This window comes from Thermosphaera aggregans, assembly GCF_014962245.1.
Taxonomy (GTDB): domain Archaea; phylum Thermoproteota; class Thermoprotei_A; order Sulfolobales; family Desulfurococcaceae; genus Thermosphaera; species Thermosphaera chiliense.
On the sequence record NZ_CP063144.1, the window covers coordinates 119,551 to 139,901 of the forward strand.

The 20,351-nt window shown below is 50.2% G+C and carries 26 protein-coding genes and 1 tRNA gene; 19 read left to right on the top strand and 8 right to left on the bottom strand.

Annotated elements, in window-relative coordinates; all coding sequences use genetic code 11:
- Positions 1-498: 498 nt before the first annotated feature.
- The 3 genes from IMZ38_RS00745 to IMZ38_RS00755 form a co-directional block, all read right to left on the bottom strand.
- On the bottom strand, positions 499-1,497 hold the full coding sequence (locus tag IMZ38_RS00745) for a hypothetical protein (protein ID WP_193436310.1): 999 nt from the start codon (positions 1,495-1,497) through the stop codon (positions 499-501).
- A 164-nt stretch (positions 1,498-1,661) separates the two neighbouring features.
- Entirely contained in the window at positions 1,662-1,859 is a 198-nt protein-coding gene (locus tag IMZ38_RS00750) for a hypothetical protein (protein WP_193436311.1), read from the bottom strand.
- 40 nt (positions 1,860-1,899) lie between these two features.
- Entirely contained in the window at positions 1,900-2,799 is a 900-nt protein-coding gene (locus tag IMZ38_RS00755) for an SDR family oxidoreductase (protein WP_193436312.1), read from the bottom strand.
- 121 nt (positions 2,800-2,920) lie between these two features.
- Between IMZ38_RS00755 and psmA the strand changes: the two genes are divergently transcribed.
- The 11 genes from psmA (at position 2,921) to IMZ38_RS00810 (ending at position 10,791) form a co-directional block, all read left to right on the top strand.
- Positions 2,921-3,673, top strand: coding sequence for an archaeal proteasome endopeptidase complex subunit alpha (psmA, locus tag IMZ38_RS00760; protein ID WP_193436853.1), 753 nt, complete (start codon positions 2,921-2,923; stop codon positions 3,671-3,673).
- A gap of 69 nt (positions 3,674-3,742) precedes the next feature.
- A complete protein-coding gene (locus IMZ38_RS00765) occupies positions 3,743-4,444 on the top strand; it encodes a ribosome assembly factor SBDS (protein WP_193436313.1) in 702 nt (233 codons plus the stop codon).
- Entirely contained in the window at positions 4,441-5,187 is a 747-nt protein-coding gene (rrp4, locus tag IMZ38_RS00770) for an exosome complex RNA-binding protein Rrp4 (RefSeq protein WP_193436314.1), read from the top strand. The genes IMZ38_RS00765 and rrp4 overlap by 4 nt, the downstream gene beginning before the upstream one ends.
- The gene (rrp41, locus tag IMZ38_RS00775; RefSeq protein ID WP_193436854.1) at positions 5,171-5,902 is read left to right on the top strand and encodes an exosome complex exonuclease Rrp41; all 732 of its coding nucleotides are present in this window, start codon (positions 5,171-5,173) and stop codon (positions 5,900-5,902) included. The genes rrp4 and rrp41 overlap by 17 nt, the downstream gene beginning before the upstream one ends.
- Positions 5,903-6,772: an exosome complex protein Rrp42 gene (gene rrp42, locus IMZ38_RS00780; protein WP_193436315.1), complete on the top strand. Its 870-nt coding sequence runs from the start codon at positions 5,903-5,905 to the stop codon at positions 6,770-6,772.
- A 14-nt stretch (positions 6,773-6,786) separates the two neighbouring features.
- Positions 6,787-7,047 carry a 50S ribosomal protein L37ae gene (locus IMZ38_RS00785; protein WP_193436316.1) on the top strand — a complete coding sequence of 87 codons (261 nt, stop codon included), beginning with the start codon at positions 6,787-6,789 and terminating at the stop codon, positions 7,045-7,047.
- 4 nt (positions 7,048-7,051) lie between these two features.
- Entirely contained in the window at positions 7,052-7,591 is a 540-nt protein-coding gene (locus IMZ38_RS00790) for a Brix domain-containing protein (RefSeq protein WP_193436317.1), read from the top strand.
- Complete coding sequence (locus IMZ38_RS00795) at positions 7,578-7,898, top strand: CTAG/PCC1 family protein (RefSeq protein ID WP_193436318.1); 321 nt, start codon at positions 7,578-7,580, stop codon at positions 7,896-7,898. The genes IMZ38_RS00790 and IMZ38_RS00795 overlap by 14 nt, the downstream gene beginning before the upstream one ends.
- A complete protein-coding gene (locus tag IMZ38_RS00800) occupies positions 7,822-8,193 on the top strand; it encodes a prefoldin subunit beta (protein WP_193436319.1) in 372 nt (123 codons plus the stop codon). Before IMZ38_RS00795 ends, IMZ38_RS00800 begins: the two co-directional genes overlap by 77 nt.
- Positions 8,180-8,491 (top strand): hypothetical protein, encoded by a 312-nt coding sequence (locus tag IMZ38_RS00805; RefSeq protein ID WP_193436320.1) that lies wholly within the window; start codon positions 8,180-8,182, stop codon positions 8,489-8,491. Before IMZ38_RS00800 ends, IMZ38_RS00805 begins: the two co-directional genes overlap by 14 nt.
- Before the next feature lie 89 nt (positions 8,492-8,580).
- Positions 8,581-10,791, top strand: a complete 2,211-nt coding sequence (locus tag IMZ38_RS00810; RefSeq protein ID WP_193436321.1) for an elongation factor EF-2 — start codon at positions 8,581-8,583, stop codon at positions 10,789-10,791.
- On the opposite strand, the gene IMZ38_RS00815 is transcribed toward IMZ38_RS00810, so the two are convergent.
- On the bottom strand, positions 10,778-11,014 hold the full coding sequence (locus IMZ38_RS00815; protein WP_193436322.1) for a hypothetical protein: 237 nt from the start codon (positions 11,012-11,014) through the stop codon (positions 10,778-10,780). The two genes, IMZ38_RS00810 and IMZ38_RS00815, sit on opposite strands and share 14 nt — an antisense overlap.
- Positions 11,015-11,110: 96 nt before the next feature.
- On the opposite strand from IMZ38_RS00815, the gene IMZ38_RS00820 reads away from it, so the two are divergent.
- Positions 11,111-11,244, top strand: a tRNA-Asn gene (locus IMZ38_RS00820).
- A gap of 12 nt (positions 11,245-11,256) precedes the next feature.
- On the opposite strand, the gene IMZ38_RS00825 is transcribed toward IMZ38_RS00820, so the two are convergent.
- The gene (locus IMZ38_RS00825) at positions 11,257-12,534 is read right to left on the bottom strand and encodes an MBL fold metallo-hydrolase (RefSeq protein ID WP_193436323.1); all 1,278 of its coding nucleotides are present in this window, start codon (positions 12,532-12,534) and stop codon (positions 11,257-11,259) included.
- 101 nt (positions 12,535-12,635) lie between these two features.
- On the opposite strand from IMZ38_RS00825, the gene IMZ38_RS00830 reads away from it, so the two are divergent.
- The 6 genes from IMZ38_RS00830 to IMZ38_RS00855 all read left to right on the top strand — a co-directional run bounded on the left by IMZ38_RS00830 (position 12,636) and on the right by IMZ38_RS00855 (position 17,302).
- Entirely contained in the window at positions 12,636-13,013 is a 378-nt protein-coding gene (locus IMZ38_RS00830) for a nascent polypeptide-associated complex protein (protein ID WP_193436324.1), read from the top strand.
- Positions 13,014-13,017: 4 nt separating this feature from the next.
- A complete protein-coding gene (locus IMZ38_RS00835) occupies positions 13,018-15,600 on the top strand; it encodes a DNA-directed DNA polymerase I (protein WP_193436325.1) in 2,583 nt (860 codons plus the stop codon).
- Positions 15,601-15,677: 77 nt separating this feature from the next.
- Positions 15,678-15,965, top strand: a complete 288-nt coding sequence (locus tag IMZ38_RS00840; protein ID WP_193436326.1) for a 30S ribosomal protein S26e — start codon at positions 15,678-15,680, stop codon at positions 15,963-15,965.
- Between the two features lie 4 nt (positions 15,966-15,969).
- Positions 15,970-16,425: an RNA methyltransferase gene (locus tag IMZ38_RS00845; protein ID WP_193436327.1), complete on the top strand. Its 456-nt coding sequence runs from the start codon at positions 15,970-15,972 to the stop codon at positions 16,423-16,425.
- A gap of 34 nt (positions 16,426-16,459) precedes the next feature.
- Positions 16,460-16,813 (top strand): hypothetical protein, encoded by a 354-nt coding sequence (locus IMZ38_RS00850; protein ID WP_193436328.1) that lies wholly within the window; start codon positions 16,460-16,462, stop codon positions 16,811-16,813.
- A gap of 54 nt (positions 16,814-16,867) precedes the next feature.
- Entirely contained in the window at positions 16,868-17,302 is a 435-nt protein-coding gene (locus IMZ38_RS00855; RefSeq protein ID WP_193436855.1) for a protein-lysine N-methyltransferase, read from the top strand.
- On the opposite strand, the gene IMZ38_RS00860 is transcribed toward IMZ38_RS00855, so the two are convergent.
- The gene (locus tag IMZ38_RS00860; RefSeq protein ID WP_193436329.1) at positions 17,299-18,084 is read right to left on the bottom strand and encodes a tRNA (adenine-N1)-methyltransferase; all 786 of its coding nucleotides are present in this window, start codon (positions 18,082-18,084) and stop codon (positions 17,299-17,301) included. The genes IMZ38_RS00855 and IMZ38_RS00860 overlap by 4 nt on opposite strands.
- A 91-nt stretch (positions 18,085-18,175) precedes the next feature.
- Here IMZ38_RS00860 and IMZ38_RS00865 point away from each other — a divergent pair, with 91 nt between their 5' ends.
- Complete coding sequence (locus IMZ38_RS00865; protein WP_319637045.1) at positions 18,176-18,643, top strand: ASCH domain-containing protein; 468 nt, start codon at positions 18,176-18,178, stop codon at positions 18,641-18,643.
- Here IMZ38_RS00865 and IMZ38_RS00870 read toward each other — a convergent pair.
- The gene (locus IMZ38_RS00870) at positions 18,638-18,817 is read right to left on the bottom strand and encodes a ribbon-helix-helix domain-containing protein (RefSeq protein WP_227410885.1); all 180 of its coding nucleotides are present in this window, start codon (positions 18,815-18,817) and stop codon (positions 18,638-18,640) included. The two genes, IMZ38_RS00865 and IMZ38_RS00870, sit on opposite strands and share 6 nt — an antisense overlap.
- 54 nt (positions 18,818-18,871) lie before the next feature.
- Complete coding sequence (locus tag IMZ38_RS00875) at positions 18,872-20,314, bottom strand: glycosyltransferase family 39 protein (protein ID WP_193436330.1); 1,443 nt, start codon at positions 20,312-20,314, stop codon at positions 18,872-18,874.
- Positions 20,315-20,351: the final 37 nt, after the last annotated feature.

Below are 20,351 nucleotides of genomic sequence, written 5' to 3' on the forward strand. Positions count from 1 at the left end.
TCTGCCTAGAACATGCCGTGGATCAAGCCAGTAGCCACGTGAAACCTCAGAAACAAGATAAACACTAAAAGAGTTGCCTTCATCAATAAAAACCACACTGGAGCCTAAACCATTCAAACCCGTTGGGAAAACCCTGTAAGCACATAAGATAGAACTATTGACCTATGATTTCTCAGAACATGGAAATACTCAATCCTACGTGGAGCTACAATTTCACTGACGACTAACCCAATGTCTATAGGATTTGCACAGTCAGCTGATGAGGTTTTGACCGAGATTCCTTTTGACACAGGTGAACTGAAAGAACGTCATAGGTTCAGTATGTAATGCATCAAACAACAGCAGATGCTAATTTGAAATCAGTGACCATAAACGACAATGTTGAGGAAGCTTTCAACCTGCCCGGATGAATTTACTGGGAAATTCAGCACGAATTCCCCCACACTAGCAGGAAAGGCCTAGCTCTTACTATGCCTAGGTGGGGGAAGAGGGAAAAAACTACTTCCTCCTCCTGAGAAGGAAGACCATTGCGAACGCTGAAACCGCTGTGACGGTAACTACCATTAAGCCTGGCTCCGGGATCGGGTAGTGTGGCGGTGTGGTTGCAAAGTACAAGTCAATGTAGTAGTCGACATCTCCATCGCTAACCTCTTCCCAGGTGTTACCCGTTACGTTGGTAATCGCGTCCAGCGCATCGCTTGTGCTCGTTCCCCCTATGTCCCAGAAGCCCCCTCCATTATTATCAAAGTTCGACCACCCCCTGCCAGTGATAAGGGACACTCTGAGGAAGAAGCTCCCGTCGCTCGGCACCCCGCCTATAGTGTCCCATCTAACCTTAAACTCTATGGCATTATTGCTCACATTGGTTGCGGCTAGGGAATCCTCATCGGTTTTAAAGCTCCACGAGGAGTTAACGATGTAGAATATTCCACCCCAGTTTTCCCGTAACACGTCCGATACAAATGTTCGCCCCTGACCTCGGTATCTTGAGTCGGCCAGGTTTACCACTATCTGGTACTGCCATCTAGCATCACTACTAACCTTTGTATCTGAGTCACCGGAGAACCACTCCTCGCCGATGGTTTCCCCATTCCTGTTTATGGCTATGGCGACAATAGTGCCGCCGTCCTCGCCTATGTAGTTAAAGTCCATGTTGTTAACTATTATCAACCCGTACAGGTAGTTCTCATCGCCTGTCACTCTGAACTGTATCAGATCCACCCTTTTATCTGGGCTTCCCTGAGAGAAATCTGTTCTCTCATCTCCCAGGGGGTCGCACCATATCCACTGCGGTATCTCGTTGACTGTTTCAAGGTATAGGCCCGGGGCTTTGCCGGTGCAGTCGAATACTCCCCACTCGACCGGGTCTCCGTCAACGCTTATTGATCCTCCTGATAAACCGGCTAACGGTAGTGCCTTGTCAACCGAGCCTGCTGATGCTGTGAGTGATACGCTGAGAACTAATAGTGTTATGAAAGCTAGTGCGAGAGATCTCATTAACCCACCTTCACATTCATATATATTATTTGCTAGTGGATCATATATAAGTATTCGCAGGGTTTAAACGCTTGTTGAAAAACTACTCGCTCTAACCTCCCGTGTTCAAACCTGCTACGCTGGTGCTGTCTAACCCCTCACTTCTTTACTATAAGGTTTCCCGCTCACTGCTTCCTACGTCCTATTCTGAAGTAGAAGTCGCTTTTCTTCCCCGTAGGGGTTGTGCCGTGGTAGTGGTTCACTCTTCCATGGCATTTCGGGCATTCAAGCATTTCGACAGTGTACCAGCGCATTCTCCACTGCTTTATCTTGAGGAACTCCCCTTCGAAACCGCAGTAGGGGCATTTCAAGCCTGATCCCACTATATATCTCCTGCTCCGGAAATATAATAATTTTTCCCAGCTAACGCATAAGCATAGACCTTATCTTCTCGAGAACAGCCTTATCCTCCCTGGCCTTGTAAGCCAGCTTCACAACCAGCTCGCCAAGCCCTGGGTCTCCGAGAAGGGTTGACAAGCCCTGCTTAATCACCTCCTCGTCAAGGTAGACCATTCTCGACGACACGCCTCCATCTATCACCACGTTAACCCCTGTCATCCACCCAGCCTCGTCCGATGCTAGGAACGCTACCAGTGATGCAACATCCTCGGGCTTACCGACTCTCCCGGCAGGATGCCATGCATGGTCGAGCGGGGTGAGGGATGGCTTCCTCGGAGGCACCTGCCACTCACTAGTGTCTATCCAGCCTGGTGAGACAGCTAGCACTCTGATCCCGTACTTGGCTAGGGAGATGGCTAGCGAGTGTGTAAGAGCTAGCAGGCCGCCCTTCGAGGCTGAGTACGGCTCGGTGTTAGGCTCTGACTGAAGCGCTCTTGTAGAAGCAATGTTCACTATTACCCCGCCGGTTTTCTTCATGTATTTCACAGCGTGCTTGCTGCACAGCCACGGGCCTGTAAGGTTCACGTCTATTATTCTCCTCCACTCATCAATGCTCTGCTCTTCAATACTTCTGCCGGTGAACCCTATTCCCGCATTGTTTACTAGGACGTTGATCCTGCCGAAATCAGCGTAGACGTTTTCAACCCCGGTTGATACCTCATCCTCTCTTGAAACATCAACCCTGTAGAAGCGTGCTTCAACCCCTGCCTTAGCGAGCTCTCCAACCCTGTAGACACCGGCCTCCTCGTCAATGTCGAAAACCGCTATGCTGCAGCCTTCAACCCCCAGCCTCCACGCTATTGCAGCTCCAATACCTCTCGCGCCGCCTGTTACAATGCATGTTTTCCCTTCAAACCTTTTCACGGAGGACTCCCCCTAGGTATAATTGTGCTCCTCGCGTGTTTTAAACACGGTTTGAATGCGTGAGAAAAAGTCTTATTATTCCCTTTAAATGTAGTTTTTACCTAAAAGAGGGTTGATTGATATGGGTCTTTCAATGGCTGCTGCTTATGACAGGGCTATCACCATATTCTCGCCTGACGGCAGGATCTACCAGGTTGAGTATGCTTTCGAAGCGGTTAGAAGAGGCTGGACCACCCTAGGCGTTAGAACGAAGAACGCAGCCGTGGTGGTTGCTGAGAAGCAGAAGATCTCGCCTTTAACCGATGAGAAGGCTATTCAGAAAGTGTTTAAAGTAGACGATCACATCGGGGTAAGCTTCGCCGGCATGGCCGGTGATGGCAGGATCCTGATAGACTACGCTATTCACCAAGCCTTGATACACAAGTTCTACTATGATGAGCCAATCCCAGTGGAGTATTTGACGAAGCTGGTGTGCCATGTGAAGCAGGCTTACACCCAGCACGCGGGCGTGAGACCATTCGGCGTCTCAATGATATTCGTAGGCGTGGATGAAAAGGGTACCCAGTTATTCATGACGGAGCCGAGCGGTAGGTACCTCAGCTACTACGGTGTTGCAATAGGTGAGAAAAGCGGTAACGTCACGGAGTTCCTCGAGAAAAACTACAGCTACGACCTCAGCGCCAGGGAAACGATTAAGCTGGGGATTCTCGCAATAGCCTCCATAGTGGAGAGCAGGCCTCTCCAAGACTATATTGAAGCCGGCTACATAGATGTTGAGACGAAGCAGTTCAGGATCATGGGGAAGAGCGAGATAGAGGAGCTTCTCGCAGAGCTTGAGAAGGAAGGCCGTCTCAAACAGGAGGGTAGGAAGTAGCCTGTTTTTCAAGAATCATTTTAATCAAGTCTTTCAATAACTATATCTTATGGATGCATGGTGGTTTTTGTGAAGGATAAGCTGGTAGTAGCCAAGTATGAGGCTAAGGGGCACAGGTTTGAAATCCTCGTCGACCCCGACCTAGCCCTCAAGGTGAAGGAGGGGAAGCCGGTCAGCATTGACGAAGTTGTAGCAGGAGACTTCATATATAAGGATGCGAGGAAGGGTTTGAAAGCCTCGCCAGAATCCTTGAAGGCTGTGTTCGGCACTGACGATCCTAGAGTTGTCGCTATGGAGATTATTAAGAAGGGGGAGCTGCAGTTCACGGCTGAGCAGAGGAGGAAGCTGCTGGAGGATAAGAAAAACCAGATCGTGAACTTGATAGCGAAGAACGCCGTCGACCCTAAGACAAAGCTCCCCATTCCTGCGAAAAGGATTGAGCTGGCGATGGAGCAGGCAAGGGTTACGATAGACCCTTACAAGCCTGCTGAGCAGCAGGTTGAGGAGATTGTGTCCAAGATAGCCAGGTTCATACCTATAAAGCTTGCTAAAGCATATGTATCGGTTAAAATACCCGCTGAGTATGCTAGCAAGGCATATAAGTCTGTGCAGTCACTCGGGGTTGTGAAGAAGTCTAACTGGGGGAGTGATGGAAGCGTGAGCGTGGAGCTTGAAATACCTGCCGGTATGCAGCAGGAGTTTATAGATAAGGTGAACGCGTTAACCAAGGGTAGTGCTGAAATAAAGATTGTGAGCGTGGGGGAGAAATGAAGCTCAGGGTAATCGTGGCTGACAGGCAACTGGTCAGGCCCGGGGATACTTTAGCATATATTGAGGAAGCCGGCGAGCTTATCAAGTTCAAGAAGATCCCTGATAAGCACGTGTACATTTTCGAGAACAAGATCATAAGCGACGTAGTGGGGGTTGTCAGCGTTAACGGTGAGGAAATACAGGTGATACCGCTAGAGGGTGTCTACATCCCTCGGAGAGACGACCTCGTGATAGGTATTGTTGAAAACGTTGGCGTGACAGCGTGGACCCTGGACATAAGAAGCCCCTACCCGGGCGTGCTGAACGCTGGCGAGGTAATAGAGGGCTTCAACCCTCTAACCCACAACCTGAGAAACTATCTCGACATAGGTGATTTCGTCATAGGGAAGATAGCGGTGTTTGACAGGACCAGGGACCCTGTAATAACCGTGAAGGGTAAGGGGTTGGGGAAGATAACCGAGGGAGTAGTGGTCGATGTGAAGCCTAGCAAGGTTCCAAGGCTTATCGGGAAGAAAGGCAGCATGTACAACTTGCTGACAAGCATGAGCGGGTGCGAGATAACCATAGCCCAGAACGGCTTCGTATGGCTTAAATGCCCTGATGAAAACAGGGCTAAGGTTTTAATACAGGCTATAAAGCTTATTGAGTTAAAAGCCCACATGCGTGGTTTAACAGAGGAGGTTAAAATGTTTCTGGAGAGAAAGCTTGGCGGAGGTGTTGGAAGCAGTGAGCAGCAAGCCTAGGTTGCTCAGGGAGGATGGCACGAGGCTGGATGGTAGGCGGCTGGACGAGCTGCGGCCCGTGAAGATCAGGGTAGGGGTTTTGAAGAACGCTAACGGAAGCGCTCTCGTCGAGTACGGGGGGACTAAGGTGCTGGCAGCGGTCTTTGGCCCGAGGGAGGCTTTGCCGAGGCATATAGCTCTGCCGGATAGGGCAACGCTGAGGGTTAGATACCACATGGCCCCGTTCTCCACGAGCGAGAGGAAGTCGCCAGCTCCCTCAAGGAGGGAGATAGAGCTCTCCAAGGTTATCAGGGAGGCTCTCGAATCAGTTGTCTTCTCGGAGCAGTTCCCGAGAACATCTATCGACATATTCATTGAGGTTTTACAAGCAGACGGAGGCACCAGGACCGCGGGGTTGACCGCTGCCTCAATAGCTCTAGCAGATGCCGGCATACCTATGAAGGACCTGGTAATAGGTGTTGCGGTCGGGAAGATTGAGGGAAGCCTTGCACTAGATATCAACGAGCTCGAGGACGAGTATGGCGAGGCAGACCTGCCCGTTGGGATAGCCCCGAATATTGGGGAAATCCTGCTTCTCCAGCTGAACGGTGTCTTAACACCCGAGGAGCTTAAAGCAGGGATCGAGCTTGCGTGGAGAGGTGTTGAATCCATTTACAAGGTTGCTAAGGAAGCCCTCTACGCTAAGTACATTAAGGCTTTCGAGGAGGTGAAGTAGGTGAGCATTACACCTGTTAAGGAACCGGTCCTGCCTAAAGCCCAGGCAGAGGCCATTATCAAGCTGTTGAGGAAGGGGGAGAGGATTGACGGCAGGGGTCTCCTAGACTACAGACCCATCAGCGTCTACTTAAACCCGATCGAGAAGGCGGATGGAAGCTCCCACGTCATACTGGGGACGACACAGGTGATAACCGGTGTGAAAATAGAGCTTGGAGAACCCTTCGCCGACAGGCCTGATGAAGGAGTTCTACAGGTTCACGCCGAGTTTGTCCCACTGGCGTCGCAGACTTTTGAACCGGGGCCGCCGGATGAGAACTCTATTGAAGTAGCCAGGGTGGTTGACAGGAGCCTGCGCGAGCCTAAGGCAATAGATTTCAAACAGCTGGTTGTAGCTCCCGGGAAGAAGGTATGGGTAGTGTTCAACGACATATACCTTATAGACCATGGAGGAAACATTGTTGACGCCAGCATGCTGTCCAGCATGCTAGCGCTCGCCACGGCTAAAATACCCTACTACGAGGAGAAGGAACCAGGGGTTTACGTAGTAGATAATAAGAGGCATGTGTCCTCTCTACCCGTGAACACGCTGGTGGCTACGGTGACAATGGGGGTTCACGAGGACATCATAGTTGTTGATCCCTCAATAGAGGAGGAAGTGGTGTTAAACACCTTCCTAACCATAGCTGTTGACGAGAAGGGCAGGGTGTGCGGGATACAGAAGAAAGGTATTGCAGGAATCAGCAGGAAGACCCTGGAGCAGGCTGTTGAGATAGCCCTTAAACAGGGAGGCTTCCTTATAGATTTAATAAGGAAAATATTAAATAATCCCAGTGACTACATGAAACCGTTAGAAACCAACCAGTATTAACGTGGTGCTTAGAAATGGGGAGGACTAAAGTAGTTAAGATAGCGGGAAGGTACGGTGCGAGATACGGGTCTACTTTGAGAAAGAAGGTTAGAGACATCTTAATGAAGCGCTACGCCCCTCACACATGCCCGTTCTGCGGATACCAGGGCAAGGTTGTCAGGGTTTCAACAGGGCTCTGGATGTGTAGGAAGTGCGGGAACAAATGGGCTGGAGGAGCCTACGTCCCCAGGACCGAGGTGGCCAGGTACTTCCCCAACGTCATAGTCAGGGAGTAAGTTTTTGATCCTCATAACCACATCTCACAGATCCTCTCAGAGAACAAGGAGTTTTGTGAAAGACCTGTCAAGCATCATCCCCTTCTCCGAGAAAACTACTAGAGGGAAGAAGACTCTTCAGGAATTGTTCACTGAAGCATACCTCAAGGGTTTTAAATGGCTACTAGTAGTTGATGAGAAAAACGGAAACCCTTCACGGCTGAGATTCTACTATGTAGAGTTCAAGAGCGTTAAGCCTGAGGGAAGGGAGATCGGCTGGGTTACTATAAGAGGGGTGAGGCTTGTCCGGGAAAACCCTAGCGCTGTGAAGATCTCCAATCCTTCAACAATAAGCGTTGACTACGGATCATGCACCAGGGAAGAGTGCTTCAACCTGGCAGACCTTTTCCTAATGGTGTTCTACAAGGCTTTAAGCAACCGCGCCGACGTTACCGTTAAGCTTGAAGAATGGAAAGGGTTGAGGGTTAGGTTTCTCGGGAAAGGAGGGGTTGAAATAGGGCCTTGGTTAAAGGTTTCAAGGGTTGTGCTGAATGAACGAGTATAGCGTTGAGTATTCTCTAAACGGCCTACCCCAGCAACTCTGCATGTCTCTTGAGAAAGCGTTGAAGCCTGAGGCTGAGTCAGCCCCTAAGAGTGTTGAAATAATAGTGGAGTGCTCGGAGGGTGTTTTAACCTTGAAGATGCGGTCGACGGAAATAAATATTTTAAGAGCTCTTCACAATAGCTTTATAGGATTAATTATAATGTTGCTGGAGTTGAGCGAGGGGTTAAGGAATGAGCAGGAAGACGCTTCCGCCCGAGGTTCAGCAGTTAATAGTTCAATACCAGACTTTAAAGGAGACTCACGCTAAGATAGACGCCGAGTTAAAGCTCACCGAGGCAGAGCTGACGGATGTTGACACTGTTTTAAACACTGTGAAGAATCTTGAAGACACAGCCGAGCTCTACAAGGTTGTCGGCCACATACTTGTTAAGAAGGGGAAGAACGACGTGATCAAGGAGCTGGAGGAGAGGAAGGAGATCCTGTCCTTGAAAAAAGATAAGTATAAGAAGCAGCTGGACTTCCTTGTGAAACAGATAAGCGAGCTTGAAGCAAAGCTTAAGGAAGCTTTAGGGAGATACGGGATTCCTGTTGGGCAAGCCTAGAGAGCTTAACTTAAAAATCAACGAGATCACTCCCGAGGTCATGGAGGAGCTGGCCTCGCTGGCCGAGGAGAAAATCTCCTCCTTCCTCAGCGAGAACCTCCCGTTTAAAGGCGATTTCTCAATCATAGTGAGTGTTGAAAAAGCCAGCGACTCCTTGAACATCGTGATGGACGTAGGGGTTCGCGGAGGATTCAAGGACATGGTTGACTACAACGAGTATATTGAGAAAGCGATCCAGTATGCGAGGAAGTTTTTAGAGGAGAAGCTTAAAGAGTACTCCTCCCGGGAGGCCGTGTAAGGTTTTCAGGCTAAATCTTTATAATTCGTTTATAAAATTATTGTTTTAAGCATCAAATGCTTATCCATGTGGGTATGGGTTGATAAATCATGGTTAGGTATAAGCAGACGAGCGAAGTGCTCAAGATAATGAAGAATGTTGAGCAAGTTAGGAACGTGGGTATAACAGCTCATGTTGACCACGGTAAGACAACGCTATCTGACTCGCTACTAGGGGCTGCCGGGCTGATCTCTGAGAAGATAGCTGGGCAGGCACTAGCTCTCGACTACCTCGATGTTGAGCAGAAGAGGCAGATGACTGTTAAAGCAGCTAACGTCAGCCTTTACCACGAGTACAAGGGTAAGCCGTTCGTCATCAACCTTATCGACACACCGGGGCACGTTGACTTCCAGGCTAAGACAACCCGTGCTCTCAGAGTAATAGACGGGGCGATCGTTGTCGTTGACGCTGTCGAGGGAGTTATGACTCAGACGGAGATGTACCTGCGCGTAGCGCTGGAGGAGAGGGTTAGGCCAATCCTGTTCATCAATAAGATTGACAGGTTGATCAAGGAGCTGAGGCTGTCCCCTAACGAGATCCAGCAGAGGCTTATACAGATAATAAAGGATGTTAACTCCTTGATAGGCTCATACGCTGACAAGGAGTTCCAGCAGGCCTGGCAGCTGGACCCTGCTAAGGGGCAGGTAGCGTTCGGCTCTGCAAGGGATAGGTGGGGCTTCACAATCCCCATGGCTCAGCAAAGGGGTATAAAGTTCTCCGACGTAGTGGACGTGTACACCCGTGGGAAGGAAGCCGTGCCTGAACTGCAGAAGGTTGCACCCCTGCACGAAGCAGTTCTCGACATGGTTGTGAAGTTCGTGCCAAACCCGAGGGAGGCTCAGAAGTACAGGATTCCGAAGATCTGGCATGGAGATGTTAACAGCGAGCTCGCCAAGTACATGATGGATGCAGACCCGAACGGCCCGTTGATAATGCTCGTCAACGATGTTAGGGTTGACCCGCACGCGGGGCTGGTGGCTACAGGCAGGGTTTACTCCGGCACTGTTAGAGCTGGAGAGGAAGTGTGGCTTGTCAACGCGCGCATGCCTCAGAAAATACTCCAGGTCAGCCTCTACATGGGTCTGTACAGGGAGCTGGCTGACGAGATAACCGCTGGCAACATAGCAGCAGTGCTGGGAGCTGACAAGGCAAGGTCTGGTGAGACCCTGGTTTCAATGAACTACAAGGACTTGATGACGCCTTTCGAGAAGCTGAGAATGATCACCGAGTCAGTTGTCACAGTCGCCATAGAGCCGAAGAACCCGTCTCAGCTTACAAAGCTCATAGACTCCCTCCACAAGCTGAGCATTGAAGACCCGAGCCTTATAATCAAGATCAACGAGGAGACCGGTGAGTACTTGCTCAGCGGTGTTGGAACACTCCACATAGAGATTGCTCTAACACTGCTTAAAGACCTCTACGGCCTGGACGTGGTGTCCTCGCAACCCGTCATAGTCTACAGGGAGACTGTCAGGGATAAGAGCCAGGTGTACGAGGGCAAGTCCCCGAACAAGCACAACAGGTTCTACATCAGCGTCTCCCCGCTGAACGAGGAAACCATTAGGCTGATACAGGACGGGATCATAACGGAGGACATGGATGCTAGGGAGAGGGCTAAGATCCTGAGGGATCAGGCTGGCTGGGATGCTGACGAGGCTAGGAGGATATGGGCTATTGACGAGAACATCAACCTGCTGGTTGACATGACCTCGGGTGTCCAGTACTTGAGGGAGATAAAGGACACTATTGTGCAAGGCTTCAGGCTGGCCATGAAGGAGGGGCCGCTTGCCAACGAGCCTGTCAGAGGCGTTAAAGTCGTCCTGCACGACGCAATGGTTCGCGAGGACCCGGCTCACAGGGGTCCAGCCCTGATATTCCCCGCGGTGAGAAACGCCATATTCCTGGGCTTCCTACCCTCGAGGCCAACCCTGCTCGAGCCTATTATGAAGCTGGATATTAGGAGCCCGATGGAGTACATAGGCAACATCACCACAGTGTTGACGAAGAAGAGGGGTAAGCTGATCGACGTTCAACAGTCCGGCGCGCTTGCGAGAGTGATAGCTGAAATACCCGTGGCCGAGTCATTCGACCTTGCAGAACTCCTGAGAAGCGTGACAGCAGGCAAGGCAATATGGGGCCAGGAGTTCAGCAGGTGGTCCTACATACCGGACAGCATGCTAATGGACTTGATCGCTAAGATAAGGCAGAGGAAAGGGTTGAAGCCGGAGCCTCCGAGGCCCGAGGACTTCATGAGTCTCTAAGACCGGTTCGCTTCACATCCGTTTTCAACAAGTATATTCCATTACCCCATTTCTCGAGAAAACCTTTTTCAGCCATCCTTGAAAGCAACCTCCCAGCACTCTTCTCCGAAATGCACAGGTATCCCGCGACCTCGTCAACCCTTACATGCATCTTGCCCCGCTTCAGAAGCTTCTCGTAAAGCTTCTCAATGTTCACGGAAACAGTGGATCTTCTCATAAACATCCTTTAAGCCTTCCGCCGGTTTCAAGCAGGGGGAGTGGTAAAACTATTGATTTATTTAGAGTTTATAAACCCGCTAAAGATTTAATCATTAATAGCGCCGGGGTAGCTCAGCACGGTAGAGCGCCGGGCTGTTAAAGGGGGTTGGAAACCAGCCCCCTGCAGAAACCCGTTTCGAAAAGCCTGGTATGGCGGATACCCGGTGGTCCGGGGTTCGAGTCCCCGCCCCGGCGCTACCCTGCTTCTCACGGGCTCAGAACTATCTCGTCACCCGTCCTGGGCGCGATGATGTTGACGTCTCCCCCAAGCCTCTCGCTCAGCTCCTTCCTGAGGGCTTCCTGGTCGTCGTCTCCCCCGTGGATCAGGACGATGTTTTTCACGCTTGCCTTGTACTTCTCAGCTATCTCCGCGAGGCCGTCCCTCCCAGCGTGGCTTGAGAAATCATACCACTCAACCCTGGCCTTAACCTCGTTAAGCTCCATCTCCGGGAGCCTGCCCTCCTCGAGGAGCTTGTGACCATTGCTCGCTGGTGCTTGATAGCTCACCAGGAGGACAGCGTTCCTCGGGTTATCCGCAATCTTCTTGAAATAGTACACGCTTGGACCGCCCTTCAACATTCCAGCGGAGGCTATTATCACGCAGGGCTTGTTGACAAGCTTCTTCCTCTCGCTCGCCTTGGTTACGAAGTTAACGTTCTCCACGGTTTTCATGAACAAGCTGGGGTCTCTAAGGAACTTCCTGTGTTTCAAGTAGATCTCGCTGATGTCTTTAACCATGCCGTCGATGTAGACGTCAACATATGGTAGCTCGCTCGTGAGAAGGGTCATCAACTCCTGGCTCCTGCCAACGCTGAAGGCAGGTATCAGTACTGTGCCCCCCTTGTCCACAACCTCCTCAACCGTTTCGACAAACCTTTTCTCCACTAAATGCCTCTTAGGATGGTTCCTCCCGCCGTAGGTTGACTCCATAATAATAGTGTCAACGCTCGCGGGCAGGAAATCAGCTCCGGAGAGTGTCCAGGTGGAGATATTGTTAACATCTCCCGTGTAAAGGATTCTCTCCCCGGTTGAGGTTTCGAGATAGACCATGGTGCTACCTAAGATGTGGCCCGCGTTTGAAAACACTAGTTTGAAACCCTGCTCAACAGACTCCTGGTAGTCGACGAAGACCGTGCTGGAGTACATTTTCTCAAACTCCAGCATGTCGTACTCGATCACCGCGGCGTTGAGCTTGAGGAAGTCTATTGTTAGAAGCCTAGCTATGTCAAGGGTTGGGCGTGTCGAGTATATCTTTGGCTTACCGGTGATGAACAGGTATGGAGCTGCACCCACATGGTCTAAGTGGGCGTGCGAGATTACGACAGCGTCAAGGTCGACAGGCCTCACGTGGAGAGGCAGCTGCGGCATATCCTTCTCGTCAAAGTTTACCCCGTAGTCGAAAAGCACTTTCTCCTTGCCTTCTAGGAGGTATGCAGCCCTGCCTACTTCCCTGCCGCCGCCTAAAATCCTTAGCTTAACCGTCAAACATATCACTCACTAACTACTTCTTTGGGAAACCTGGTTGATTAAGATATAAATCACATCTATTATATGTTTGTTTAACCAGTGAGAGAGGTGTTTTACACGTGTTTTCCATGAGCCCGAGAGAGCTTAAGCGGATGCTTAAGAAAATGGGTATTGATGTTGAAGAATACGGTGATGTTGACAGGGTTGAGATTTTCCTGAAGAACAAGAAGCTGGTTATAACCAACCCGCAGGTTGTTGCGTTCAAAACAGGGGGTCAGGTCGCATTCCAAATCTCAGGCGTGGTGAAGGAGGAAGAGGTTTCAGCGCAGCCGGCTCCTCAGCAACCGGTTGCTGAGGAGGTTAAAATACCTGAGGAAGACATCAAGTTCGTCATGGAGCAGACAGGGGTTTCATACGAGGAGGCTCGCAAAGCCCTTGTTAATTCGAAAGGGGATATCATCCAAGCAATACTAGCTATCAAGTCTGCAAAGGGTTAGGTTGATGAGGATTAGCAAGATAGGCTATGTTGCATCCCTCCCTTCTGAAACATATGAGAAGGTTTTGAACAAGCCTCACTACCTTCTAGGAGTCTACTATGATGGTAAGATGGAGAAGGCTATCCTGGAATTCGTTGATGAGAAAGGGGAGAGGCTTGTTAAAATAGCCGACCCCACCAGGCACAAACCATACTTCCTAACATCTGATGACCCGTCGTTGATAAGAGAGAGGCTGGGGAACCTGGAGAACTCCGGGGTAGACTCTATCGAGGAGGAGTACAAGATCAACCCTCTCACCATGGAGAGGGTTCGCCTGGTGAAGGTGGTAACCAAGGACCCCTTGGTCGTGAGGAAGATTAGGAGCAAGTTCAACACCGCGTGGGAGGCTAAGATAAAGTATCATGCAAACTACATCTACGATAACAAGCTGATACCGGGGATGAGGTATGTCACAGACTTCTCCAACGGTGTCCAGAAGCTCGTAATGGTTAAGCCAGAGATCCCTCAATCCCTTGTTGAAAAAGTAAGGGAGCTGTTCAGGAACGAGCCCCCTGAAACAGTGAAGCTTGCCGAGGAGCTCCTCCTCCTGTTCGAGGAGTCCCCGCCAAAGGTGAAGCGTGTAGCAGTTGACATAGAGGTTTTCACCCCGTTCAAAGGACGTGTCCCAAGCCCGAAGCTTGCTGAATACCCTGTCATCAGCATAGCGTTAGCCGGTAGCGATGGGTTGAAGAAAATACTCCTCCTGGCCAGGGAGTACAAGCATGATTTCGACTACATGATGGAGGACTACCCTGTTGAAGCCGAGGTGGAGGTGTTTGACTCTGAGAAAGACATGTTGCTGGAAGCTTTCAGAATAATGGGGGGTTACCCGGTAGTCCTCACCTACAACGGCGATAACTTCGACCTTCAATACCTGTACATGAGGGCTTTCAAGCTGGGCATACCGAGAAGCCACATCCCGTTGAAGATAGGGGAGGACATGATCAGGATTGACACGAGCATTCACCTAGACCTTTACAAGTTCTTCTCGAACAGGGCTGTTAAAAACTATGCCTTCGGGGGGAAATACCAGGAGGAGAAGCTTGACGCTGTCTCTGGAGCACTGCTCGGAGTGTCGAAAATAGGTTTCGAGGAAACCATAGGCGACATATCAGCCTCGCTGCTAGTTGCATACAACTATAGGGATGCTGAGATCACGCTGAACCTGACAATGTTCAGCAATGAACTAGTCTGGAAGCTCATGATCCTTCTAGCCAGGGTTTCAAAGACAAGCATTGAAGACATATGCAGGAGGCAGATATCAAACTGGATTCAAAACCTGTTCTTCTGGGAGCACAGGAAGCTCGGCTACCTCATACCTAACAAGGAGGATATTCTGAGACATGTAAGGAGCACTGGGACGAAGGCGATTATTGAGGGGAAGAAGTATGCTGGAGCCTTAGTGGTGGAGCCTCCGAAGGGAGCCTTCTTCAACGTGGTCGTCCTCGACATAGCCTCCCTGTACCCGAGCATTATTAAAAAATACAACCTAAGCTACGAGACCGTTGACATGAAATGGTGTAGTAAGACAATAGACATTGTGGATGAAACAGGGAGGAGGCTTCACGAAGTATGCGTGGACAAGCCCGGGCTGACGGCTCAGCTAACCGGTATTCTAAGGGATTTCAGGGTTGGAATATATAAGAAAAGGTCGAAGGATAAGAGCCTCCCTCCTGAAACCCTAGCCTGGTACGAGGTGGTTCAGAGAGCTATCAAGGTCTTCATAAACGCCAGCTACGGTGTCTTCGGGGATGAGAAGTTCTCCCTGTACTCCCCAGCCGTGGCTGAAAGCGTTACCGCGATGGGCAGGAAGTCTTTCTACACGATTGTGAGGAAGGCTGCGGACCTCGGGGTTAAAACACTGTACGGTGACACAGATTCAATATTCGTCTGGGCCCCGACCCAGGAGCAGTTGAAGAAGCTACAGTCATGGATTCTTGAGAAACTAGGGCTTGAGATCGAGATTGACAAGTCCTTCACATACGTGGTTTTCACAGGGCTTAAAAAGAACTACCTCGGCAGAACCGTTGACGGCGGCATAGAGATCAAGGGGCTTGTCGCCAAGAAAAGAAACACCCCGGAGTTCCTCAAGGACCTGTTCGAGAATATTCTTGAAAAACTTAGGAGTGTTGAAAACCCCGCGGGCTTCATAGAGTTTGTCGAGTGGCTGGAGGATCAGGTGAAGACCATACACCACGATATAAAGAGGAAGGAGATAACGCTCGACCGGCTCGCTATAAGGGTAGCCTTGACGAAAACACCCTCCCTCTACACCAAGACCAAGCCGCCTCACGTTAAGGCTGCGATCCAGCTGATGAACTACGGGTACAGCGTGGAGGAGGGAGATATCATAACGTTCGTCAAGGTGAAGAGCAAGGAGGGGTATAAGGCTATACAGCTGACGAGGCTTCAGGAGGTTGACCCGGATAAATACATTGAGCTGGTTAAAAGCGGGCTTGAGCAGTTCCTCTCAGCCTTCGGGATAAGGTGGGAGGATATCATAGGCTCGGGCGGGTTATCGGAGCTTTTAAGAAACCATAGGGCGTAGGGAGCGCGGTAGCAATAGTTTTATAACAGTATTATTCTATAGATTCAGCAAGATTGCTTAACGAGGTGTTCAAGCACATGCCTAAGAAAAGAGAGAGCAGGGGTAGGCACAAGGGCGACAAGGGTAAGGTTGAAATCGTCCAGTGCGACAACTGCGGGAGAAGGGTTCCAAGCGATAAAGCCATATGTGTTACCAGGATGTACAGCCCGGTTCCACCGCAGCTCGCGGAGGAGTTGGAGAAGAAAGGGGCTGTTATACAGAGGTATCCTGTTACGAAATGCTACTGTGTCTCATGCGCAATCCACTACGGCATTATCAAGGTAAGGGCTGAGGAGGAGAGGAAGCCTAAGCCCTCGCCAGTGTAGTGGGATGAGACTCCTCTACGTGGAGTTAGCCCCGGGTTTCACGCGCTCAGATATTTTAGATAGAATAAGAATGCTTTACGGGAAACTATCCTATGAAAACCTTGAAGTAGGGTTTTTAACCCGGGGAGGCAACGGGCTCGTCCTCGAGAAGCTGGGGAGAGAAGGCTCCACAGTATCATCCTCCAGGAGTCTCGGAGAACTGGTGAAGGAGTTCTTCCACGACTGTAAAACCATCCATGTTTTAAGAGAGGATGGAGCGGTTTCAAAGCCTGTTGAAGACTGCTTCATCTCCGGCGTTCACACGGATCCCCCGGAGGAGCTGGAGCAGGTTTTAACAACACTCTCCTACACTGTTTTAAAAACCTCTCTAGGGCCAACCCCCTACCTGGCGAGCTCGCTGATCCCAATCCTATACCGCTTGAAAAGCCTGGAGCACATATTTAATATGTTTACAGTATAATCTAAAACTTGGAATGCGTGGAGGTAGTTGATTAATGGTTAAAATCAAGAAGATCGTGTTGGTTACGGCTAAACACCACCCCTACCATAAAATGTGGGTTAAAATGGCTGAGGATTTAAGCAAGAGGGTTGGAAGCGAGCTTGAGGTTAAGGAGGAGGATTACGTCTACCTTGTCGAGCACGGGGACAAGGACGAGTTCGGCATGGCATGGGCGCCGCAAATACTCGTGGAGCTTGATGATGGGAGAGTCCAGTGGATTCTTTCCCAACTACCCTTAAACGAGGCTCTCCAGCCGGATGAGTCCAAGGCCCAGGAGATAATGCTGGAGAAGATAAGGAGTCTCGGCGTTGAGATTCCTGCTTCACCCATGGAGCATGAGGGAACCTGAGTTTTGACCCCCTACGTACCATACGTTCCCTCACCCTACCCTGTGGTAAGGGAGATGCTTAGATTATCGAACGCCGGCCCTGACGACATCCTCTACGACCTGGGATGCGGCGATGGGAGAATAGTTATCACTGCTGTCAGAGAATTCAACGTTAAGAAGGCTGTAGGGATTGAGAAGGATTCGGAAAGGGTTAAGGAGGCTTCCTTAAAGATAAAGGAGGCTAATGTCTCCGACAGGGCTTTCATAATCCACGGCGATTTTTTCGAGGTAAGCATTGAGGAGGCAACCATTGTCACCTTATTCCTCCTCACATCCGTTAATGAAGCGTTGAAACCTAAGTTTGAGAAAGAGTTGAGGGATGGGGCTAGAATAGTCAGCCACGAGTTCAGAATACCCGGGTGGAGGGAGCAACGGGTTGTAGATGTAAGGGATGATAACGGCTTAACCCACACCATCTACCTGTACGTGAAGGGGAAGCACCGCTTCTAGGAAACCATTATCTTCCTCGCAAACACGATGAAGCCTGTGTGCCCAACCATGAGGGTGTGGGGTCTAGTAGCACCCTCCTCAACACTGTACTCCCTGAGAAGTGTTTCGTAAGCGTGAACATCTCCGAAGCCGCCATGCCTCTCCATGGCCAGCACTGTCTTCTCAACCTGGTTAACCGTGGGAACGTATGCTAGAACAGTCCCCGCTGGCTTAACAGCCTGGTAAACACTTTCAAGCGCGTTCCAGGGATCAGGCATGTCCAGGAAGAAAGCGTCAAGCCCTGCTACGCCTAGCGGCTCCCTTACATCGTGTTTAACCAGCCTCACCCTGCTGCTCAAGCCATGTATCTCCAAATGCTCCTTAGCGTTCTCCAAAGCCTTCTCGTTAACGTCGAAACCATATACGAGTCCGCTCTCCCCCACTATCTCAGCAAGCGAGAGCGTTAAAACCCCTGAGCCAACCCCTGCCTCGCCCACAATGCTACCGGGTTTCACGCCGGAGTAGTAGATCATTAGCGATGCATCCTTGGGATATATTATCTGGGTAATCCTCCTCACAGTAGATGAGTAATCATGCCTCAGCGGGCGGAGGAGGAGGGCTTTAACCCCTTGGCTCGTGGCAACGGCTTCACCGTAAAGCCTCCCTACCAGCTCCTCGTGCTTGATGAAGCCTTTATCCGTCCCAAGGATTTTACCCGGCGTTACTTTCACGACGAACTTTCTAGAATCATCTATGTAGACGAGTACCGTGTCCCCGGGTTTTATCGCGTCCATCGTGATCATCTTCAGCACTGGTGTCAATCATCACTGTTCAGATATACCAACCTTCAACATCAAGAATAAATAATTCCAAGCAATCTTATTAAAATACTCGTTGAAAGGTGGTTCATTGGCAATCTACCTCTTCAGCATTAAGCCGGTGTACGCTTACAGGATTTTCACAGGCGTGAAGAAGTTTGAGCTGAGGAGGTACATGGGTTTCGAGGTTAGAAGAGGGGACAGGGTCCTCCTGTACGTTAGCGGCCGGGTTAAATCATTGATGGGCGAGTTCACAGCTGGGAGGGTGATAACCGGCTCGCCCGAGGAGGTTTGGAGAAGGCTGTCCAGAATCCCTGGCACAGGTGTTGGAGAAGGCGATTACAAATATATCAAGGGTTCGAGACAGGCCATGGCTATCGAGGTGTTGAACCCTTTAGCATACCCTACACCTGTTGATCTTGAAACCCTGAGGAGAATACTCCCCGATTTCAACCCTCCGTTAAGCATGAGGATGCTTGACGAGGATGATCCATTAATAAAGCTTATAATTAGGAGAATTGAAGAACGGCTTGAAAAATCATGAAAACTCGCTTTCACTAATCCATAACTCCTTCTTAAGCAAATCCCTTATCGCAACCCTGATAACCTCGCTCCTGCTACTGTACCTCCCTATCTTGACGAGCTCGTCTAATCCCTCAACGTAGATCTCAGGCATTTTAACAGTTATCAAGCGCATCCTTGAAATAACGCCAGCCATTTTAAGCCCCGTTTAAAAATCGATATATATCGATTTAAAAACCCCTGGATATTGTTAAGCGATCACTGCTTTAACGATCAGCTCTTTAAACCTCCCCCAGTACTTGAGAGTGTCAACCAGTAGGTCCCTGTTGAAGATTATGAAGGCGACAGCGTAGGTCAGCGACGAATAGACCAGCGGCGCTAGCTGTATGCTGTAGAAACTGTACTGGCTCCTACCGCCCATGAGCCATAGTAGGATGAAGCCTGCTAAAACACCCATGTAGAACACCCACAGCCTTCCAAACCTCCTATCCCTGAGGCATGCCGGGGCCAGTAGTATCGAGAGGGTGAGCGAGGAAATCCAGAAGGGCCAGGTGCCTGAAGCCCTAAGCGCTGAGCCATCAGGGTATATGTAGAGTGGGAAAGAGTTAACGTTCATGAACCACTCCCACGGTGCTGAGGAAATAGGGCAGCTAGCCCCGGTGCACTTCACGCTTGCATGCCATGTGAAAGACCCTATCAAAGAGTACTTAACCCAGTTTGAAAACCCCATGTAGGAAGCTATAGGTAGAGATGTGAGCGTGGTTAAAACAAGGAATAACACTCCGGACAACGCGATGTTAAGGGTGAGCGATGACACCAGCGTGGTGAAGGAGGGTTTGCTCCTCACATCCTTCCTAACCATGAGGAAGACAACGGGTATGAGGAGGAAGAGTGCTGAGAACTTGAACAACCCTCCGACGACAGCTACTATCATGGCATGCCTCAGCAAGCCTTTCACAGCTAGTAGAGCTGTTAAAACCGTGAAGAATGCTATGTAGACGTCGAGCAGCATTATGCTGGCGAGGGCTTTAGACAACGGGTCCAGCATTAAGAGGAGGCTAGCGGTGAGAGACACTGCTTGATTCCCGGTTAAGCTGAGCATTACAAGGTATGTTAAAACAACTGTTAAAGCACCGGCTAGTATTGCTGGAAGCCTCCAGTAGAGCGGGTAATCGCCGAGCAGCCAGATTGATGCTGCAACCAGGTACTTCCCCATGGGCGGGTGCTCCCAGTTAATGTACTCGTTAACCCTTTCAGCATCAGGCAGCATCCAGCCCGGCACAATATCGGTTACGTTAACATAATCCCTAATCCTCGTCAGGTAAGCATTAAACACCTCCTTGGAGGGTGCTACGACGTAGAAGCCTTTGAGCTTTGAATAATCGGTTCTAACCAATACGTTGAAATCCCTTGCATCTGCTTTAAGCCTGAACGAGTTGACGTATCCCTCGTAGATCACTGTGGCCCCGTAGGAGTTGTTCGAGAGCCTTGGCTCAACGCGGAATATCTTGTAGAGGATGTTCCTGGCTGATGAAACATACCACACCTCGTCGGAGACATACCCTCTCCCTCCTCTCTCAATCTCAAGGCTCGTAAACTCCCAAGCACTCTGGTAGAAAATCGCTAGCGAGGATGTGAAGAGCAGGGCTATTACCAGGTAGTGGAAAACTGTTTTCAAATCAATCCTGGGCAAATCTCCCGCCACCGACAGTATAATTAATGCTCTCCTT

What these genes read in the sequence shown, in the direction of transcription:
- IMZ38_RS00745 (WP_193436310.1), bottom strand. Translation starts at nt 1,497, where the DNA reads ATGAGATCTCTCGCACTAGCTTTCATAACACTATTAGTTCTCAGCGTA.
- psmA (WP_193436853.1), top strand. Translation starts at nt 2,921, where the DNA reads ATGGGTCTTTCAATGGCTGCTGCTTATGACAGGGCTATCACCATATTC.
- rrp4 (WP_193436314.1), top strand. Translation starts at nt 4,441, where the DNA reads ATGAAGCTCAGGGTAATCGTGGCTGACAGGCAACTGGTCAGGCCCGGG.
- IMZ38_RS00785 (WP_193436316.1), top strand. Translation starts at nt 6,787, where the DNA reads ATGGGGAGGACTAAAGTAGTTAAGATAGCGGGAAGGTACGGTGCGAGA.
- IMZ38_RS00795 (WP_193436318.1), top strand. Translation starts at nt 7,578, where the DNA reads ATGAACGAGTATAGCGTTGAGTATTCTCTAAACGGCCTACCCCAGCAA.
- IMZ38_RS00800 (WP_193436319.1), top strand. Translation starts at nt 7,822, where the DNA reads ATGAGCAGGAAGACGCTTCCGCCCGAGGTTCAGCAGTTAATAGTTCAA.
- IMZ38_RS00810 (WP_193436321.1), top strand. Translation starts at nt 8,581, where the DNA reads ATGGTTAGGTATAAGCAGACGAGCGAAGTGCTCAAGATAATGAAGAAT.
- IMZ38_RS00815 (WP_193436322.1), bottom strand. Translation starts at nt 11,014, where the DNA reads ATGTTTATGAGAAGATCCACTGTTTCCGTGAACATTGAGAAGCTTTAC.
- IMZ38_RS00835 (WP_193436325.1), top strand. Translation starts at nt 13,018, where the DNA reads ATGAGGATTAGCAAGATAGGCTATGTTGCATCCCTCCCTTCTGAAACA.
- IMZ38_RS00840 (WP_193436326.1), top strand. Translation starts at nt 15,678, where the DNA reads ATGCCTAAGAAAAGAGAGAGCAGGGGTAGGCACAAGGGCGACAAGGGT.
- IMZ38_RS00845 (WP_193436327.1), top strand. Translation starts at nt 15,970, where the DNA reads ATGAGACTCCTCTACGTGGAGTTAGCCCCGGGTTTCACGCGCTCAGAT.
- IMZ38_RS00850 (WP_193436328.1), top strand. Translation starts at nt 16,460, where the DNA reads ATGGTTAAAATCAAGAAGATCGTGTTGGTTACGGCTAAACACCACCCC.
- IMZ38_RS00855 (WP_193436855.1), top strand. Translation starts at nt 16,868, where the DNA reads ATGCTTAGATTATCGAACGCCGGCCCTGACGACATCCTCTACGACCTG.
- IMZ38_RS00860 (WP_193436329.1), bottom strand. Translation starts at nt 18,084, where the DNA reads ATGATCACGATGGACGCGATAAAACCCGGGGACACGGTACTCGTCTAC.
- IMZ38_RS00870 (WP_227410885.1), bottom strand. Translation starts at nt 18,817, where the DNA reads ATGGCTGGCGTTATTTCAAGGATGCGCTTGATAACTGTTAAAATGCCT.